The following is a 17,436-nucleotide window of genomic DNA, read 5'->3' as shown; positions in this document are numbered from 1 at the left end:
CCCGGGTCCCTCGGGAAACTAGCCGCTTTGCGAAGAGCCGAGTGGAGTTTCCCATGTCCGATACAAGCCGCCAGATGACCCCGGAAGAGGCTGCGGAGTTTGCCGAGCAAGTGTTCAACGTCGCACGCCAGGGCGATGCGGCCATGATGGCTGCGTTGCTGAGCAAGGGCCTGCCGCCCAATCTGCGTAACCACAAGGGCGACACCTTGTTGATGTTGGCCGCTTACCACGGGCATGTGGAAACGGTGAAAGTGTTGCTGGAGCACAAGGCCGATCCGGAAATCCGCAACGACAACGGCCAGAGCCCGATTGCCGGTGCGGCGTTCAAGGGCGACCTGGCAGTGGTTTCGGCGTTGGTGGATGGCGGCGCGCAAGTGGAAGGTGCCTCCTTCGATGGTCGTACTGCGCTGATGATGGCGGCGATGTTCAACCGCGTGGAAATCGTCGACTACCTGATCGGCAAAGGCGCCGACCCGAAAGCCAAGGATGCCAACGGCGTCTCGGCTCTGGATGCCGCCAAGACCATGGGCGCGGTGGACACCACGGCGCAGTTGGAAAAGATGTTGGGCTGAAAGGTCCGAGCAGATCCCGACGGCTTTTGTGGCGAGGGAGCTTGCTCCCGCTGGGCTGCGCAGCAGCCCAAAATCCAGCCACCGCAACCTGTCAGGTTTACCGCTGTTTGGCGGGTTTACGACTGCTTCGCAGCCGAGCGGGAGCAAGCTCCCTCGCCACGCCTGACTCGACCGATGTGATGCGCTATCCTGCCCGCCCTCAAGACACCCTTCGCCACAGGATCCACCCCATGAAAGCCGCACTCGTCGAACTCATCAGCAAAATCAGCTCCGGCTGCCTCGGCGAGGCGGACATTGCGAAAATCGCTGACGAAGCGGCCCAGGCCTACGCCGATCCGACGGCTTTCCTGGGGGCCAACCCCGATATCAACTACGACGACACGTTTCCGATCCCGTTGGGTGAGTGGGTAGTGGTGGGCAGCCTGCCGGACACCGTGCTGTTCCAGGCCGACACCTACGTGGACCTGTTCGAACAGATCGTCGCCTCGTTCGGCCCCGGCGTGGCGTTCAACCTCAAGCCCAAGCAATTGGCGAAAACCGAAGCCCTGACCGCGCTCAACCGCATCCAGATCCAGATGAGCAGCCTGAACAAGGAAAACGGCGGCTACGTGCTGATGAACTTCAGCCAATTGCTCGACGATGAATTGCAAATGGTGTTGGTGTACGGCAACGATGTTCCGCGTGTGCTGGAACTGTGTGCTGAAGTCGGCATCGCCGCCGCGCCCTCCCTGGAAGCCCTCAAGGTCGCGGTCCACGTCTGAAGCAATAAAACGGAACCCTTGCCAGAGGCCCGCTATCCTAAGTGTGCACATCACCATTTGGGAGCGACACCATGGGTTCCACTTTCAACGGCCTGGTCGGCCTGATCATCCTGGCGCTCGATATCTGGGCGATTATCAACGTACTCAAGAGTGGCGCGGAAACCGGGATGAAAATCCTCTGGGTGTTGCTGATCCTGCTGTTGCCGGTACTGGGCCTGATCATCTGGGCGATTGCCGGGCCGCGTGGCAACGTGCGGATTTGACACGCTCCACCAAAAAGCCCGGGCGCTGACGGCGACCGGGCTTTTTTATGCGTGGGGTATTCAGGCCGTAGCCAGGGACCGCTTGCGCGAGGTGCTCAAGAAGCGCAGCAAGGCCAACAGCGGGAAGGCACTGCCGACGATCACCACCCACAACCAGCCGCCGTGTTCGTACACCGCACTGGCAATCGATGAGCCGAAGGCGCCACCGACGAAGATGCTGGTCATGTACAGCGCATTCAGCCGGCTGCGACTCTTGGCATCGAGGGCATAGATGGTGCGCTGGCCCAGGACCAGGTTCATCTGCACACAGAAATCCAGGACCACGCCGGTCACCGCCAGGCCGATCACGCTGTAGAACGGATGGATGAATGTCGGCAGGAAACTCAGGCTGGCGAACAGCATCGCCAGCAGCGAGGCGATGCGGGTATGGCCGGCATCCGCCAGGCGACCGGCGATGGGCGCGGCAATGGCGCCAATGGCACCGACCAGGGCGAACAAGGCGATTTCAGTCTGGGACAGGCCATGGTTGCGTGACAGTTCCAGCGGCACGGCGGTCCAGAACAGACTGAACGTGGCAAACATGCAGGCCTGGTAGAACGCCCGTTGCCGCAACAGCGGTTGTTGGCGCAGCAGGGTGCCGAGCGAACCCAGCAGTTGGCCATAAGAGGCGCTGTGGTCGGGCTGGCGCTTGGGCACGGTCAGTGCCAGGACGATGCTGATGGCGGCCATCAACGCGGCGGCGATGATGAACATGGCCCGCCAGCCGAAGTGATCGGCCACGATGCTGGAGACCGGCCGCGCCAGCAGGATTCCCAGCAGCAGGCCACCCATGATCCCACCCACGACCCGACCCCGGGTCTGCTCCGGCGCCAGGTGTGCGGCCAGCGGAATCAGGACTTGCACCGACACCGAGCTGAACCCCACCAACAGCGAAACCAGCAGGAATACGTTCGGTTGATCGGTGAACGCTGCCCCTAACAAACTGGCGATCGCCACCACGGTAGTGATGATCATCAGCCGACGGTTTTCCAGCAAGTCCCCCAGTGGCACCAGGAAAAACAGGCCCAAGGCATAACCGATCTGGGTCAGCGAGACGATCAGGCTGGCCATGGTGCTGCTCAAGCCGACGTCGGGTGCGATCAGTTCGATGATGGGTTGGGCGTAGTAGATGTTGGCGACGATGGCGCCGCAGCAGAAGGCGAAGAGCAGGACCATGCCGCGGGTCAGGGGGCTGCCGGGCGAGGTAGGTGAATGAGCACTCATGGCAATCTCGTCGATCAATTGAAAGGATGGCGTGAGGCTAAAGTGTTCCCGGATGTTGCGACAGGCTTTGTGGTTGATAGCGGTCATGCTTGCCGTTAATGGTTGCAGCGAGCGCCTTGTTTGGAGCGGAGGCAGGGTGGCCTTTGTGGCGAGGGAGCTTGCTCCCGCTGGGCTGCGTAGCAGCCCCTTGGGTCGGCCATCGAGGTGTTTCAGGCCGACCGCATTCTGCTTTATTGGGGCGGCTGCGCTGCCCAGCGGGAGCAAGCTCCCTCGCCACAGGGGATCGGCAGCGATTTATTGCCCGCTGTAGACCTGGTCGAAAATCCCACCGTCATTGAAGTGAGTCTTCTGCACCGTGCGCCAGTCGCCGAAGGTTTTTTCCACCGACAGGAAGTCCACTTTCGGGAAGCGGTCGGTGTATTTGGCCAGTACCGCCGGGTCCCGTGGGCGCAGATAGTTGGCGGCGGCGATTTCCTGGCCTTCGGGCGACCACAGGTACTTGAGGTAGGCCTCGGCGGCTTCGCGGGAGCCTTTTTTCTCGACAACCTTGTCGACCACGCTGACCGGTGGCTCGGCCTCGGCGGAAACGCTCGGGTAGATCACTTCGAACTGGTCGCGGCCGAATTCGCGGGCAATCATTTCCGCTTCGTTTTCAAAGGTCACCAGCACGTCGCCGATCTGGTTGGTCATGAAAGTGGTCGTCGCGGCGCGGCCGCCGGTGTCCAGTACCGGCGCCTGCTTGAACAGTTTGCCGACGAAGGCCTTGGCCTTGTTCTCGTCACCGCCATTTTTCAGCACGTAACCCCAGGCCGACAGGTAGGTGTAGCGACCGTTGCCGGAGGTTTTCGGGTTGGGCACGATCACCTGCACACCGTCCTTGAGCAGGTCGGGCCAGTCTTTCAAGGCTTTTGGGTTGCCTTTGCGCACGATGAACACCGTGGCCGAGGTGAACGGCGCGCTGTTGTTCGGCAGGCGGGTGGCCCAGTTCTCGGGCACCAGTTTGCCGTTGTCCGCCAGGGCATTGATGTCGGTGGCCATGTTCATGGTGATGACATCCGCTGGCAGCCCGTCGATCACCGAGCGCGCCTGCTTGCTGGAGCCGCCGAACGACATCTGCACGGTGATGTTTTCGTTGTGCTCGGCCTGCCAGTGCTTCTGGAAAGCGGTGTTGTAGTCCTTGTAGAAATCGCGCATCACGTCGTAGGAAACGTTGAGCAGGGTCGGGGCGGCCTGGGCCAGGCTGCCAAAAGTCAGGCCGGCGGCGAGAAGGGAGGCGCCAAAGAAGTTCTTCACTGCGAATTCCTTTTTATCAACGGGGGTTCCGGGCAATTAGCCAGCACACTAGCTGCAAGCCTATAGACCTTCAAGCATCAAAAAGTGCTTTGCTTATTCCAATTTCTTAAACAGCGCATTGCCACAACGGGAGCAGAAAGCGGCACCGTGTTCGTGGTTGTTTTTGCTGCACACCGGGCAATCGTGCTTGAGCTGGTCCCCGCGCATGGCGGTGGCCAGTTCAGCCGTGAAAATACCCGTCGGCACAGCGATGATCGAATAGCCGGTAATCATTACCAGGGATGACACCACCTGGCCCAGCGGCGTCTTGGGCACGATGTCGCCGAAGCCCACGGTGGTGAGTGTCACGATAGCCCAATAGATGCCCTTGGGAATGCTGGTAAAGCCATGCTCGGGGCCTTCGATGACGTACATCAGCGTGCCGAAGACGGTCACCAGGGTCGAGACGCTGACCAGGAACACGATGATTTTCTGTTTGCTCCCGCGCAGCGCCGCCATCAGGTAGTTGGCTTGCTTGAGGTAAGGACTGAGCTTGAGCACGCGGAAAATCCGCAGCATGCGGATGATCCGAATGATCAACAGGTATTGGGCATCGCTGTAGTACAGCGCCAGGATCCCCGGCACGATCGCCAGCAGGTCCACCAGCCCGTAGAAACTGAAGGCATAGCGTAGCGGCTTGGGAGAGCAGTACAGGCGCAGGCCGTACTCGACGATGAAGACGAAGGTGAAGCCCCACTCGATACCGGCCAGCAGGGCCGCGTAGTTTTTATGCACGCTGTCGATGCTGTCGAGCATCACGATCACCAGGCTGGCGAGGATGATCAACAGCAAGGTGCTATCGAAGCGCCGACCGGCGACGGTGTCGGACTGGAAAATGATCACGTAGAGGCGTTCGCGCCAGTTGTTGCTGCTTTGCATAATCGTCGCCTGAACCGGAATCAGCGAAGCCTAGGGCGATTGCCCTGCAGAGCGCAAGGCGTGCTGTCGAGGCTGGCCTGGCGCCACGCCCGGCCGGTGGCCTGGATCAACCAGCACGCGAGGATGAACGGTGCCGTCAGGGGAGGCAGGCCGAGGGCGATAAAACCAGGGGTAAGCATGACCGCCAGGAGAATGCCCGCCAGTGGCAGCCAGGTTTGGCGGCCCTGTTGGCTGAGGGCCAGCGCCACCAACACCGGGTTGTAGCCACCCAGCCCGCAAAGGGCGGTTGCGTTTTCATGTTGCGACAAGGTGAAGGCCAGGCCGGCGGCGGAACCGACCAATGCCCAAGCGCCGGCGCGCCGGTTGGCCAGCAGCAGACCGGCGGCGATCAGCGCACCGGCCGCTGGATGGCCGAGAAACATGACCTGGCCCAGCCCGCTCAAATGCGCGGCCAGCAGATTGGGTACTGTCATTTCAATCGAGGTGGTTGAGGGCGGCGGCAGGGTGAAACTCATCAGCAGCCAAGCCAACCCTACAAAAGGCGCAGTGTAGGCGGGCAGGCATCGAGGGCCTCGGCTGCGCTTGAGCCACTGCTGGGTCAGCATCGCGCTGAGACCGCCTGCGGCGATGATCAACGGCGGCAACAGGACGGACCAGGGCAACGCGAGGCTCAGTAGCAAGCCCAGCAGGATGCCGTTGTAACTGAACAGCCCGGCTTCCCGGTCGGCCTTGGCGTAACCGCGTCGCTGGGCCGTGAGCAATCCGGCCACCCCGCCCAGTAACGCGCCGCCGAACAGGGCCGGCGCAGTGAGCAGGATCGCCAGCAGGCACAGCAGGCCGCACAACGGATGGCGTTGGAGGAAGACTTGGCTGAAGCCGTTGAGCAGGGCGGTGGCCCAGTCGGGGCAGTGGGTGTTGGAGAAATGGTTGGGCATGATGGATCGCAGATAAGAGAGCACTGTGGCGAGGGCGCTTGCTCCCGCTCGGTTGCGTAGCAACCGTCAAAAAGAGGGGCCGCTGCGCAGCCCAGCGGGAGCAAGCTCCCTCGCCACAGAAAATTAGATCAACGTCTCAATGCGCAGCGAATCGGCCGACCCGCAGCTTCGGGCCTTGCAGGTCCATCAGGATACCCAGCGGGTAATTGAGCTGCTGCTCGACCTCGCGAATCCACTGGTAGCGCTGGGCGTGGTCTGCATGCTCGCCGTGGCTGAAGTTCAGGCGGAAGATGTTCACGCCGGCCTGCACCAGTGCGCGGATGTCATCAATGCCGCGGGTGGCGGGGCCGAGGGGCGCGAGGATCTTGACCTTTTTATCAAGCGTCATGTTTGGGGGGCTCGAGGATCAGGATGGCGCGAAAGTCGTTGACGTTGGTGCGGGTTGGTTCGGTGACGATCAGCGCATCCAGGGCGGCGAAGTAGCCGTAGCCATTGTTGTTGTCCAACTCGTCGCTGGCGCACAGGCCCAGCGCGGCGGCGCGGCGATAACTGTCCGGGGTCATGAGGGCGCCGGCGTTGTCTTCGGAGCCGTCGATGCCGTCGGTGTCGCCGGCCAGCGCATAGATGCCAGGATGACCCTTGAGGCTGTCGGTCAGGCTCAGCAGGAATTCTGCATTGCGCCCGCCCCGGCCATTGCCGCGCACGGTGACGGTGGTTTCGCCACCGGAGAGGATCACACACGGTGCTGCCAGCGGCTGGCCGTGCAGGGCGATTTGCCGGGCAATGCCGGCGTGGACTTTCGCCACCTCCCGGGATTCGCCTTCCAGGTCGCCGAGGATCAACGGGCTGAAGCCGGCCTGGCGCGCCTTTACCGCTGCCGCTTCCAGGGATTGCTGGGGGCGGGCGATCAATTGGAAGTGGCTGCGGGCCAGGCTCGGGTCGCCGGGCTTGACGGTTTCCGATGCCGGGTTGTGCAACCAGTTGCGGACCGAGGGCGGCACCTCGATCTGGTAGCGTTGGAGAATCGCCAGGGCTTCGGCCGAGGTGCTGGGGTCGGCCACGGTGGGGCCGGAGGCGATGACCGTGGCAAGATCCCCGGGGACGTCGGAAATCGCGTAGGTGTACACCGTCGCCGGCCAGCAGGCCTTGCCCAGGCGCCCGCCCTTGATCGCCGAGAGGTGCTTGCGCACGCAATTCATCTCGCCGATGGTCGCGCCGGATTTGAGCAGGGCTTTGTTGATCGATTGCTTGTCGGCCAGGGTGATGCCTTCGGCGGGCAGGGCCAGCAGGGCAGAACCGCCGCCGGACAGCAGGAAGATTACCCGGTCGTCTTCGCTGAGGTTGCTGACCATTTCCAGCACCCGCTGGGCCACGGCCAAGCCGGCGGCGTCAGGCACCGGGTGGGCGGCTTCCACTACTTCGATTTTCTGACAGGGCGCGCCATGGCCGTAGCGGGTCACCACCAGGCCAGACACTTCGCCTTGCCAGCAGCGCTCGACCACTTGCGCCATGGCCGCCGCGGCCTTGCCGGCACCGATGACGATCACCCGGCCGCTGCGATCGCCGGGCAGGTAGCGTTCAAGGACGTGTTGCGGATGGGCCGCGTCGATGGCTGTGGCAAACAGCTCGCGCAGCAGTTGTTGCGGATCGACCGACATGGCGGGCTCCCGGTTTTTATTATTGGCTGAAGCGACTCGGTTATCTGTGGGAGCGAGCAAGCTCGCTCCCACAAGGGGAATGCAGGGCTTATTTGTCGCGAATGGAGAAATTGGCCATATGCTCCAACCCCTTGATCAACGCCGAGTGATCCCAGTTGCTGCCACCGATGGCCGCGCAGGTGCTGAACACTTGCTGGGCATTGGCGGTGTTGGGCAGGTTGATGTTCAGTTCCCTGGCGCCTTGCAGGGCCAGGTTCAGGTCCTTCTGGTGCAGGCTGATGCGAAAGCCCGGGTCGAAGGTGCCCTTGATCATGCGTTCGCCGTGCACTTCGAGGATCTTCGACGAAGCGAAACCGCCCATCAGTGCTTCACGGACCTTGGCCGGGTCGGCACCGTTTTTCGAGGCGAACAGCAACGCTTCGGCCACCGCCTGGATGTTCAGGGCGACGATGATCTGGTTCGCCACTTTGGCGGTCTGGCCATCGCCGTTGCCGCCCACCAGAGTGATGTTCTTGCCCATGGCCTGGAACAGCGGCAAGGCTCGCTCGAAGGCGTTGCTGTCGCCACCGACCATGATGCTCAGCGTCGCAGCCTTGGCACCGACTTCACCACCGGAGACCGGGGCATCGAGGTACTGCGCGCCTTTTTCATTGATCTTCGCCGCGAAGGCCTTGGTGGCTGTGGGGGAGATCGAGCTCATGTCGATCACCACCTTGCCCGCGCCCGCGCCCACGCCCGCCGCCACGCCGTCGGTGCGGAACAGCACGTCGTCGACCTGCGGGGTGTCCGGGACCATGACGATGATGAACTCGGCTTCCTGGGCCACTTCCTTCGGGTTGGCCAAAGCCACCGCGCCACCGGCCAGCAGGTCGGCCGGGGCCGCGTCGTGGTGCTGGGACAGGAACAGGTTGTGCCCGGCCTTTTGCAGGTTCAGGGCCATGGGGTGGCCCATGATGCCGGTGCCGATGAATCCGATTTTAGCCATGAAAAAAATCCTCTTGTTGTTAGATGTCCCGGTGTCTCTGGGTTCGGTGTCCCTGTGGCGAGGGAGCTTGCTCCCGCTGGGGCGCGAAGCGGTCCCAGAAATCGTGCCGGGTAAAATCATGCATCTGCTTCGCAGCCGAGCGGGAGCAAGCTCCCTCGCCACAAAAGCTCGCGCGGGATCAGATCACGTTATGGGTTTTAAGCCAGCCCAGGCCGGCTTCGGTGGTGGTCAGCGGCTTGTATTCACAGCCGATCCAACCCTGGTAGCCGATGCGGTCCAGGTGTTCGAACAGGAAGCGGTAGTTGATCTCGCCTGTACCCGGCTCGTTGCGCCCCGGGTTGTCCGCCAGTTGCACGTGGTTGATCTCGCCCAGGTGCGCCGACAGGGTCCGGGCCAGGTCACCTTCCATGATCTGCATGTGGTAGATGTCGTATTGCAGGAACAGGTTGGCGCTGCCCACCTGCTCGCGGATCGACAGGGCCTGGGCAGTGTTGTTCAGGTAGAAGCCGGGAATGTCGCGGGTGTTGATGGCTTCCATCACCAGCTTGATGCCTTTGGCCTGCAGCTTCTCGGCAGCGTATTTCAGGTTGGCGACGAAGGTTTTTTCCACCAGGGTTTCACTGCAGTTCTGCGGGCGAATCCCCGACAGGCAGTTGACCTGGGTGTTGCCCAGCACCTGGGCGTAGGCGATGGCCAGGTCGACACCGGCGCGGAATTCCTCGACCCGGTCCGGCAGGCAGGCAATGCCGCGCTCGCCCTTGGCCCAGTCACCGGCCGGCAGGTTGAACAGCACCTGGGTCAGGCCGTTGGCGTCGAGCAGGGCCTTGAGTTCGGAGGAGCTGTAGTCGTAGGGGAACAGGTATTCGACGCCACTGAACCCGGCCTTGGCGGCGGCTTCGAAACGGGCGAGGAAATCCTGCTCGGTGAACAGCATGGACAGGTTGGCGGCGAAACGCGGCATGACAGTCTCCTATGGACGAGTAGAGGCCCCTTGTGGCGAGGGAGCTTGCTCCCGCTCGAGTGCGAAGCACTCACAAAATGGGCTGCTGCGCAGCCAGCGGGAGCAAGCTCCCTCGCCACAGGTCCGGTGATTTCCTTGATGAACAGTATTGCCTGTGAAGGCCTCAGTACTAGTCGAGCAACGAAATGGCAGTCGGTGCATCGTTGCCCACCAGCGCCAGATCTTCAAACTCATTGACGGCGTTGATCTCGGTGCCCATGGAAATGTTAGTCACCCGCTCCAGGATAATCTCGACGATCACCGGCACCTTGAACTCCTCGATCATTTTCTCGGCCTGGCGCAGTGCCGGTGCGATCTGACTCGGTTCGAACACCCGTAGCGCTTTGCACCCCAGGCCTTCGGCCACGGCAATGTGGTCCACGCCATAGCCGTTGAGCTCCGGTGCGTTGAGGTTGTCGAAGGACAGCTGCACGCAGTAATCCATGTCGAACCCGCGCTGGGCCTGGCGGATCAGCCCCAGGTAAGAGTTGTTCACCACCACATGGATGTACGGCAGCTTGAACTGCGCACCCACCGCCAGCTCTTCGATCATGAACTGGAAGTCATAGTCGCCCGACAGCGCCACGACCTTGCGGCTCGGATCGGCCTTGACCACCCCCAGCGCGGCCGGAATGGTCCAGCCCAAAGGACCGGCCTGGCCACAGTTGATCCAATGGCGTGGCTTGTAGACGTGGAGGAACTGCGCCCCGGCGATCTGTGACAGGCCAATGGTGCTGACGTAGCAGGTGTCCTTGCCGAATACCTGGTTCATTTCTTCGTACACACGCTGTGGCTTGACCGGCACGTTGTCGAAGTGCGTCTTGCGTTGCAGGCTGGCCTTGCGTTGCTGGCAGTCTTGCAACCAGGCGTCGCGGTTTTTCAGCTTACCGGCGGCTTGCCATTCACGGGCCACTTCGATGAACACCGTCAGGGCCGAGGCGGCATCGGAAACGATGCCCAGGTCGGGAGTGAACACGCGGCCGATCTGGGTCGGCTCGATGTCCACGTGAATGAACGTGCGGCCTTCGGTATAGACATCCACCGAACCGGTGTGACGGTTGGCCCAGCGGTTGCCGATGCCCAGCACCACGTCCGACTTGAGCAAGGTTGCGTTGCCATAGCGATGGGAGGTTTGCAGGCCGACCATGCCGACCATCAGCGGGTGATCGTCGGGGATGGTGCCCCAGCCCATCAAGGTTGGGATAACGGGGATGCCAGTCAGTTCGGCGAACGCCACCAGCAGTTCGCTGGCATCGGCGTTGATGATGCCGCCGCCAGCCACCAGCAATGGACGCTCAGCCTGATTGAGCATCGCCAGGGCTTTCTCGATCTGCAGGCGGTTGGCCGCGGGTTTGGCCAGGGGCAGTGGCTGGTAGGCGTCGATATCGAATTCGATCTCGGCCATCTGCACGTCGAACGGCAGGTCGATCAGCACCGGGCCTGGACGGCCGGAGCGCATCTCGAAGAACGCCTTCTGGAAGGCATACGGCACCTGGCCCGGCTCGAGCACGGTGGTTGCCCATTTGGTCACGGGTTTGACGATGCTGGTGATATCCACAGCCTGGAAGTCTTCCTTGTGCAGACGGGCGCGAGGGGCTTGCCCGGTGATGCACAGGATCGGGATCGAGTCGGCCGAGGCGCTGTAGAGCCCTGTCACCATGTCGGTGCCGGCCGGGCCCGAGGTGCCGATGCACACACCGATATTGCCGGCCTTGGTGCGGGTGTAGCCCTCGGCCATGTGGGAGGCGCCTTCAACATGGCGAGCAAGGACGTGATCGATGCCACCCACCTTCTGCAGGGCGGAGTACAGCGGGTTGATCGCGGCACCCGGGATACCGAAGGCGGTGTCCACGCCTTCACGGCGCATTACCAGAACGGCGGCTTCGATTGCTCTCATTTTGCTCATTATTTGTGCCTCTTACGTTTTGTAATTGTATACAAGTTGCTGTGTGAAGAGTGTATTCACGGGAAATGGCGCAGGTCAATCCATTTCCTCAAGCATCTGTTTCATTCGTCGGAAGGCCAGGTTTTGCTGCGGTCTTCATCGATTAAAGTGCCTTTTGAGAAATTATTGTATACAAACATATGTATTGTTGTGTTCTATTTGTTGTGTTCGGTTTTGCTGAAAGTGAAGCCAGCAAGGTTCTCCCATAACAGAAGAAGGACAGTACCCATGAGCGTTCTAACCTTGAAAATCGCCGTTAACCTGGCCGGGCAAGCCCTTGCCGTCGGTCGTGAAATCAGCGCTGCACCCCTGGCCGTCGCGGTCCTGGACAGCGGCGGGCACCTGGTTGCCTTGCAGCGCGAAGACGGCGCCAGCCTGCTTCGCCCGCAGATCGCCATCGGCAAGGCCTGGGGCGCCATCGCCCTGGGTAAAGGCTCGCGCCTGCTCGCCCAGGACGCCCAGCAACGCCCGGCGTTCTTTGCCGCTTTGAATGGGTTAGGACAGGGCAACGTGGTACCGGCCCCGGGTGGGGTATTGATCAGGGATCAGGATGGGAAGGTGCTGGGGGCGATGGGGGTCAGTGGTGATGTTTCGGATGTGGATGAGCAGGTGGCGGTCAGGGCGGTGGAGGCGCTGCGGTTGAGGGCGGATGTGGGGGTGGTTGCTTGATTTTTATGCTGATTTGACTGGCGTCTTCGCGAGCAGGCTCAGATTTGATGCTGGACACATAATGTCTAAATACCGCAAACCCAGTGTGGGAGCGGGCTTGCTGCGATTGAAGGCGGCTCGGCCTTCAGTCTGGCTCACATCCCTTCAACACCAACCGAATAATCGTCTGCGCCGCCGCTTCGTAATCCGCTTCATCCAGCTTGGCCTTGCCGGTCACGGCGCTGATCTGCCAGTCGAAATCGGCATAGGTCTGGGTGGCGGCCCAGATGCTGAACATCAGGTGGTTGGGGTCGATGGGGGCGATCTGGCCACGGTCGATCCAGGTCTGGATGCAGTCGATGTTGTGCCGGGCCTGGGCGTTGAGTTGTTCCACCAGGTCGGGGCTCAGGTGGGGGGCGCCGTGCATGATTTCGCTGGCGAAGACTTTCGAGGCGAAGGGCAGGTCGCGGGAAATGCGGATCTTGGAGCGGATGTAATGACTCAGTACCTCGCCGGGCACACCGTCGGCATTGAACGGTGTCGAAGCCTGGAGAATCGGCTCGATGATGCTTTCCAGTACCTCGCGGTAGAGGTTTTCCTTGGATTTGAAGTAGTAGTAGACGTTGGGTTTGGGCAGGCCCGCCTTGGCCGCGATGTCGCTGGTCTTGGTCGCGGCGAAGCCCTTGTCGGCAAACTCTTCGCTGGCGGCACGCAGGATCAATTCTTTGTTGCGCTCGCGGATAGTGCTCATAAACCCAGGGGTTCCTTGCCTGTTCTGGCGGTGGCGCATGGTAGCACCGGCCTCGCGCGGCGCTCAAGAATGCCCAAGGCGCCGCGGCTCGCGGTATGCTGCACGGCATTATTATTCAAGGAGCCCACTCCATGGCTGGAAGCAGTTTGCTGGTACTGATCGACGATATCGCCACCGTGCTTGACGATGTCGCGCTGATGACCAAGATGGCCGCCAAGAAAACCGCCGGCGTGCTCGGCGATGACCTGGCGCTCAATGCCCAGCAAGTCTCGGGTGTGCGTGCCGAGCGGGAACTGCCGGTAGTCTGGGCAGTGGCCAAGGGATCGTTCGTCAATAAGCTGATCCTGGTGCCGTCGGCGCTGGCGATCAGCGCCTTTGTGCCCTGGCTGGTGACGCCGCTGTTGATGGTGGGCGGCGCCTACCTGTGTTTCGAAGGGTTCGAAAAGCTGGCCCACAAGTTCCTCCACAGCCCGGCCGAAGACCAGGCTGAACATGCGCAACTGGTCGAGGCCGTGGCGGATCCGGCGGTCGATCTGGTGGCCTTTGAAAAGGACAAGATCAAGGGTGCGGTACGCACCGATTTCATTCTTTCAGCGGAAATCATCGCCATCACCCTCGGCACCGTTGCCGACGCCGCACTGACCCAGCAGGTGATCGTCCTGTCGGGCATCGCCATCGTCATGACCATTGGCGTCTATGGCCTGGTGGCCGGCATCGTCAAGCTCGATGACTTGGGGCTTTGGTTGACCCAGAAACCAGGGCAGGCCGCCAAAAGCATCGGCGGCGCCATCCTGAGTGCAGCGCCCTACATGATGAAAAGTCTGTCGGTGATCGGCACGGCGGCGATGTTCCTGGTGGGCGGTGGCATCCTGACCCATGGCGTGCCGGTGGTGCATCACTGGATCGAAGGCGTGGCTGCCAGTGTCGGCGGTGCCGGGTTTATCGTGCCGATGTTGCTCAATGCGGTGGCGGGTATTGTCGCCGGTGGCGTGGTGTTGCTGGGCGTCATGGCCGTGGCCAAGCTTTGGAAAGCGGTACGATCCTGAACCTCAGGATTGCGTTACCGATTGAATTGGCAGCAGCACATGTTTCGAGAGGTATCGGGCCACGGCTTCGTCACAGCAGGCGCCAATGATCTGCGCATCAGGCAGCGCCTGGGTGACGTCTTGATGAGCGGTTCCCATGATGACCGCCTTGCCTGCCACTGAGAGCATGCCAATGTCATTCATGCCGTCACCAAAGGCGATGCACGCGCCAATGGGGACATCAAGAAACGCGGCCAGCTGTTTCAGGGCGTGGCCCTTGCAAACGTCGCTGGCCATGACTTCCAGGCACCAGGTAAACGAGAACACCGTGCTGATGCGGTTTCCGAATTTCCGCTCCAGCCGCTTCTGCAAAGCCAGTAAAGCCTGGTGATCTTTTTCCTTCTGAAAGAAAAACACCTTTTCGACGTTTTCCGTGGGCCACGTGTCGGGTCGGATCACGGTCGGTTGGAAATGCGGGTTGCGATTAAAGTCGCTGACATCATGCTCACAGCCGATTAACCAGCCGCAAGGACCGTACAGGTTGATGATCAGGTCAGGGCTGTGGCGGGCTTCTTCAATCAGCCCTTGGACAACGTCGTCAGGCAGCGCTTCGCAACGCATCAATCCGCCACAGGCGCTGCTGATCTTGGCGCCGTTGGAGGTGATCAGATGCAAGGGAGGCGAGCTGTCGTCGAGCAACGTCTCGACGTCGGCCTGTTGGCGACCTGTTGCCAACACCACATGCAGGCCGGCATCGTAAAGATGGCGCATCACCGTCCGGGTGTAGTTGCCCAGCGTATCGCCGGGCATCAGCAAGGTCCCGTCCAGGTCCGTAGCAATCAATGAATACATGGTGTTCCTCGAATAGGCTGCCGAGCCACAACCAAAGGCTGTGGCTCGGCACGGTAGATCAACGTCGGCCAAGCATTTTCAGCGACTGCTCGCGGGTGAACGTCATCCGTTCTTCCAATCGGGCGTTATCCTTCTCGAAATAGATGCTCATCTCTTCGTGACGTTGCTCAACAGGGATAATCCTGTCGAGCAACGGCAGCGTGTCGATCAGCAACTGGCGGGCGTAGCCGATTGCCCGATTGTAGGTGTCGATGACTTCTTCGAACTCCGGGTAAATACAGAACGACACCTGGTTGAGAATCGGGCCGTCGTCGATGCCTTCATTGATTTCATGAAGGGTCACCCCATGTTGGCGCTCGTTGTTCTTTAACGCCCAGTTGACGGGCCGCACCCCACGATAATGGGGCAGGTACGACAAGTGCAGGTTGACGATGCGCTTGCAGCAGTCGATGTAGGCCCGAGGCAGTATTCGTTTGTGGAAGATCACCAGGCACAGGTCGCATGAAAAGAGACCTTCCTTGTAGCCAGGCAAGTCTTCTATCTTGCCGCTTTCAATGAGGGGAATGTTCTTGTTACGGCAGTACTGGATCAACGTGAGCTCGCTGCTCACTGGCTCGAACGGATCCGCAACCACATAAGCGACGATGTGTTCGGACGAGGCATTGAAGTATTCACAGGCAAAAATCGCCAGTTCACCCTTACCGCAGATCACTACATTTTTAGGCATGGGACAGTTCCTTCTTCATGCGTGTACTTCTCGGTGTCGTCAGTGCCTGCATGGTCGATTTCAAGGCGCTTATGAGTTGGGCGTTTTCCTGGCGGGTGCGGCAGGAAATTCTCAGGTAGTGGTCGGAGTCGGTGTTGCGCTTGCCAGAGCATTCCTTGACGTAAAGGTTGTGCTCAAGCAAAAGGCGGCACAAGGTTTGAGCCGGGACCTGCTCGGTCTGGCAATACACAAAGTTGGAGTCGGTTGCAAAAGCTGTGATGCCTTCGATTTCGTCCAGCGCCTGGCGCAATGCCTGGGTGTCACGGATGACCTGCTGGCAGCTGTCCAGGTATTCCTGTTTGTATTGCGGCAGATGCAGCAACACTTCCTCGGCAAAGCCATTGAGATTCCAAATGGGCAGTAGCGAGTTGATCTGTGCCAATAAGCCGTGATTTGCACTGGCGAGGTAACCGATACGGATCCCCCCGATGCCGAATGTCTTGCTCATGCTGCGAATAACGACAAGGTTCGCGTGCTGGTCCAGCGAAGACAGCAGGGTGTTTGCGGCGCTGGGCGAAAAGTCCAGGAACGACTCGTCGACAATCAGCGCGATATCCAGTTCAGCCAGTTGGCTCGCCAGTTCCGAGAGCGCTGCGGCTGGCGTGAGGCAGCCGGTCGGATTATTCGGCGACTCGATGACGACGACCGATGGGCGCTCTTTCCTACAGGTCTGCAACAAGGCATCCAGATCGATATTGAAGCCTTGGTCTGCCTGGGTGTGATGACTGAGCGTGCGCTCCTCACCGAAAACATTGGCGTATTCGTTGAAGGACGGAACAGTGACCAACACTTTGCCTGGATACACAGAGGGCAATAATTTGATGATTTCCGCTGCGCCATTGGCCACGCAAAGGTGTCGGGCGGGGACGCTTATGAATTCGCTCAGCGACTCTTCAATGAGTTTCCGGCCGCCAGGATAGTTGAGGAGAATATCGTCGAAGTTTTCCTTGATCCGGTCTTTCATCTGCTGGGGGGGAAAGTGGAAATTATAGATCAGGGCGAAATCGAGGACCGGGTAGCGCCAGTAGCCACCGTGGCGGCTCTGGAGAAACGCTAGGCGATCCCGACTGGAAATGTAATTGCACACTGTCAGGTCATAATAGTTGTCGACCTCGTACCATTCGGTCGAAGGCACCACCGCGGCCTCGATGTCCCACTTTCCGGTCTTGCATGCTTGTTTGAAAACGTCTTCGTAATAGGCGTTCAGGTTGCCTTCTGCGACCTCGGCTTCGAGTTGCTCGCGCACGTGTTGGGCGAACAGCGGGGAGCCTATCCGATATAAGTTGACGGTCTTGTACTGTTCCTCCTGCGCCTGATGACCGCTATCTTTAGTCGAGCCGAAACTCTGGAGCTGTCCCTCATAAAGGTTGGCGTAGGTACCCTCCATGTTTTTCCCCAGCGGCGAGACCAGTGCAACCAGATCGCTTGACGTTCGCAGCAGTTTTTCCAGGCAGGCTTCGGAGAAAAAGATGTCACCTTCAACGATGAGTGTGTCCTGACCGATGTGTTGGCGAGCCAGATACAACGAATAGATGTTGTTGGTCGTCTCCCAGTCCGGGTTATTCACATACTCGATATCCAGCAGGGTCTCCAGGCTGTTCAGGTGCCCGGTAATGATCTCGGCTTGATAACCCACTACCACCACGACCCGCTTGACGCCATGCAGTTGAAGATTGCTCAACGCGTTATCTATAAATGCGATGTCGTTGGTCTTGACCAGAGGTTTGGGCATATGACGGGTGCGATTGGCCAAGCGGCTGCCGCGTCCGGCGCAGAGAATAATGGCTGTTCCAGTGTTCAT

At 60.5% G+C, this 17,436-nt stretch carries 17 protein-coding genes and 1 pseudogene; 5 read left to right on the top strand and 13 right to left on the bottom strand.

Features of this window, described 5'->3' with window-relative positions; translation table 11 throughout:
- Positions 1-53 precede the first annotated feature (53 nt).
- The 3 genes from BLT00_RS24265 (at position 54) to BLT00_RS24255 (ending at position 1,596) form a co-directional block, all read left to right on the top strand.
- On the top strand, positions 54-572 hold the full coding sequence (locus BLT00_RS24265) for an ankyrin repeat domain-containing protein (RefSeq protein WP_092147782.1): 519 nt from the start codon (positions 54-56) through the stop codon (positions 570-572).
- A 230-nt stretch (positions 573-802) separates the two neighbouring features.
- The gene (locus BLT00_RS24260; RefSeq protein WP_063324827.1) at positions 803-1,333 is read left to right on the top strand and encodes a hypothetical protein; all 531 of its coding nucleotides are present in this window, start codon (positions 803-805) and stop codon (positions 1,331-1,333) included.
- A 71-nt stretch (positions 1,334-1,404) separates the two neighbouring features.
- Entirely contained in the window at positions 1,405-1,596 is a 192-nt protein-coding gene (locus BLT00_RS24255) for a PLDc N-terminal domain-containing protein (protein ID WP_003204476.1), read from the top strand.
- 60 nt (positions 1,597-1,656) lie between these two features.
- On the opposite strand, the gene BLT00_RS24250 is transcribed toward BLT00_RS24255, so the two are convergent.
- The 9 genes and pseudogenes from BLT00_RS24250 to gcl all read right to left on the bottom strand — a co-directional run bounded on the left by BLT00_RS24250 (position 1,657) and on the right by gcl (position 11,554).
- Complete coding sequence (locus tag BLT00_RS24250) at positions 1,657-2,859, bottom strand: MFS transporter (protein WP_063325244.1); 1,203 nt, start codon at positions 2,857-2,859, stop codon at positions 1,657-1,659.
- A gap of 294 nt (positions 2,860-3,153) precedes the next feature.
- Positions 3,154-4,152 (bottom strand): sulfate ABC transporter substrate-binding protein, encoded by a 999-nt coding sequence (locus BLT00_RS24245; protein ID WP_092147785.1) that lies wholly within the window; start codon positions 4,150-4,152, stop codon positions 3,154-3,156.
- Positions 4,153-4,245: 93 nt separating this feature from the next.
- Complete coding sequence (locus BLT00_RS24240) at positions 4,246-5,070, bottom strand: ion transporter (protein WP_063324829.1); 825 nt, start codon at positions 5,068-5,070, stop codon at positions 4,246-4,248.
- Positions 5,071-5,090: 20 nt separating this feature from the next.
- Entirely contained in the window at positions 5,091-6,005 is a 915-nt protein-coding gene (locus BLT00_RS24235) for an urea transporter (protein WP_092147788.1), read from the bottom strand.
- 142 nt (positions 6,006-6,147) lie between these two features.
- Positions 6,148-6,393, bottom strand: a pseudogene (locus BLT00_RS24230) (pyruvate kinase); the annotation flags it as partial.
- Complete coding sequence (locus tag BLT00_RS24225) at positions 6,383-7,663, bottom strand: glycerate kinase type-2 family protein (protein ID WP_092147791.1); 1,281 nt, start codon at positions 7,661-7,663, stop codon at positions 6,383-6,385. The pseudogene BLT00_RS24230 and the gene BLT00_RS24225, both read right to left, overlap by 11 nt.
- Positions 7,664-7,751: 88 nt before the next feature.
- On the bottom strand, positions 7,752-8,648 hold the full coding sequence (locus BLT00_RS24220) for a 2-hydroxy-3-oxopropionate reductase (protein ID WP_092147794.1): 897 nt from the start codon (positions 8,646-8,648) through the stop codon (positions 7,752-7,754).
- 178 nt (positions 8,649-8,826) lie between these two features.
- A complete protein-coding gene (gene hyi, locus BLT00_RS24215; protein WP_092147797.1) occupies positions 8,827-9,609 on the bottom strand; it encodes a hydroxypyruvate isomerase in 783 nt (260 codons plus the stop codon).
- A gap of 169 nt (positions 9,610-9,778) precedes the next feature.
- The gene (gcl, locus tag BLT00_RS24210; protein ID WP_092147800.1) at positions 9,779-11,554 is read right to left on the bottom strand and encodes a glyoxylate carboligase; all 1,776 of its coding nucleotides are present in this window, start codon (positions 11,552-11,554) and stop codon (positions 9,779-9,781) included.
- A 267-nt stretch (positions 11,555-11,821) separates the two neighbouring features.
- Between gcl and BLT00_RS24205 the strand changes: the two genes are divergently transcribed.
- A complete protein-coding gene (locus BLT00_RS24205; RefSeq protein ID WP_092147803.1) occupies positions 11,822-12,262 on the top strand; it encodes a GlcG/HbpS family heme-binding protein in 441 nt (146 codons plus the stop codon).
- Positions 12,263-12,386: 124 nt separating this feature from the next.
- On the opposite strand, the gene BLT00_RS24200 is transcribed toward BLT00_RS24205, so the two are convergent.
- Positions 12,387-12,992, bottom strand: coding sequence for a TetR/AcrR family transcriptional regulator (locus BLT00_RS24200; RefSeq protein WP_014339596.1), 606 nt, complete (start codon positions 12,990-12,992; stop codon positions 12,387-12,389).
- A 131-nt stretch (positions 12,993-13,123) separates the two neighbouring features.
- Here BLT00_RS24200 and BLT00_RS24195 point away from each other — a divergent pair, with 131 nt between their 5' ends.
- On the top strand, positions 13,124-14,038 hold the full coding sequence (locus BLT00_RS24195; RefSeq protein WP_092147806.1) for a DUF808 domain-containing protein: 915 nt from the start codon (positions 13,124-13,126) through the stop codon (positions 14,036-14,038).
- 3 nt (positions 14,039-14,041) lie between these two features.
- Here BLT00_RS24195 and BLT00_RS24190 read toward each other — a convergent pair whose 3' ends face one another.
- The 3 genes from BLT00_RS24190 to BLT00_RS24180 are packed head-to-tail and all read right to left on the bottom strand — an operon-like array spanning position 14,042 to position 17,436.
- The gene (locus tag BLT00_RS24190; protein ID WP_092147809.1) at positions 14,042-14,869 is read right to left on the bottom strand and encodes a Cof-type HAD-IIB family hydrolase; all 828 of its coding nucleotides are present in this window, start codon (positions 14,867-14,869) and stop codon (positions 14,042-14,044) included.
- 58 nt (positions 14,870-14,927) lie between these two features.
- On the bottom strand, positions 14,928-15,596 hold the full coding sequence (locus BLT00_RS24185; RefSeq protein ID WP_092147812.1) for a formyl transferase: 669 nt from the start codon (positions 15,594-15,596) through the stop codon (positions 14,928-14,930).
- A complete protein-coding gene (locus BLT00_RS24180) occupies positions 15,589-17,436 on the bottom strand; it encodes an aminotransferase class I/II-fold pyridoxal phosphate-dependent enzyme (RefSeq protein ID WP_092147815.1) in 1,848 nt (615 codons plus the stop codon). Before BLT00_RS24180 ends, BLT00_RS24185 begins: the two co-directional genes overlap by 8 nt.

The organism is Pseudomonas sp. NFACC51 (assembly GCF_900103575.1).
In the GTDB taxonomy this organism is placed as follows: domain Bacteria; phylum Pseudomonadota; class Gammaproteobacteria; order Pseudomonadales; family Pseudomonadaceae; genus Aquipseudomonas; species Aquipseudomonas fluorescens_Q.
This window is presented reverse-complemented; position numbering and strand designations above follow the sequence as displayed.

Bases quoted from the DNA above. Each gene is read 5' to 3' on its own strand.
- BLT00_RS24260 (WP_063324827.1), top strand. From the start codon at position 803: ATGAAAGCCGCACTCGTCGAACTCATCAGCAAAATCAGCTCCGGCTGC.
- BLT00_RS24225 (WP_092147791.1), bottom strand. From the start codon at position 7,663: ATGTCGGTCGATCCGCAACAACTGCTGCGCGAGCTGTTTGCCACAGCC.
- BLT00_RS24255 (WP_003204476.1), top strand. From the start codon at position 1,405: ATGGGTTCCACTTTCAACGGCCTGGTCGGCCTGATCATCCTGGCGCTC.
- BLT00_RS24220 (WP_092147794.1), bottom strand. From the start codon at position 8,648: ATGGCTAAAATCGGATTCATCGGCACCGGCATCATGGGCCACCCCATG.
- BLT00_RS24185 (WP_092147812.1), bottom strand. From the start codon at position 15,596: ATGCCTAAAAATGTAGTGATCTGCGGTAAGGGTGAACTGGCGATTTTT.
- BLT00_RS24195 (WP_092147806.1), top strand. From the start codon at position 13,124: ATGGCTGGAAGCAGTTTGCTGGTACTGATCGACGATATCGCCACCGTG.
- BLT00_RS24190 (WP_092147809.1), bottom strand. From the start codon at position 14,869: ATGTATTCATTGATTGCTACGGACCTGGACGGGACCTTGCTGATGCCC.
- gcl (WP_092147800.1), bottom strand. From the start codon at position 11,554: ATGAGCAAAATGAGAGCAATCGAAGCCGCCGTTCTGGTAATGCGCCGT.
- hyi (WP_092147797.1), bottom strand. From the start codon at position 9,609: ATGCCGCGTTTCGCCGCCAACCTGTCCATGCTGTTCACCGAGCAGGAT.
- BLT00_RS24240 (WP_063324829.1), bottom strand. From the start codon at position 5,070: ATGCAAAGCAGCAACAACTGGCGCGAACGCCTCTACGTGATCATTTTC.
- BLT00_RS24180 (WP_092147815.1), bottom strand. From the start codon at position 17,436: ATGAACACTGGAACAGCCATTATTCTCTGCGCCGGACGCGGCAGCCGC.
- BLT00_RS24200 (WP_014339596.1), bottom strand. From the start codon at position 12,992: ATGAGCACTATCCGCGAGCGCAACAAAGAATTGATCCTGCGTGCCGCC.
- BLT00_RS24205 (WP_092147803.1), top strand. From the start codon at position 11,822: ATGAGCGTTCTAACCTTGAAAATCGCCGTTAACCTGGCCGGGCAAGCC.
- BLT00_RS24250 (WP_063325244.1), bottom strand. From the start codon at position 2,859: ATGAGTGCTCATTCACCTACCTCGCCCGGCAGCCCCCTGACCCGCGGC.
- BLT00_RS24235 (WP_092147788.1), bottom strand. From the start codon at position 6,005: ATGCCCAACCATTTCTCCAACACCCACTGCCCCGACTGGGCCACCGCC.
- BLT00_RS24265 (WP_092147782.1), top strand. From the start codon at position 54: ATGTCCGATACAAGCCGCCAGATGACCCCGGAAGAGGCTGCGGAGTTT.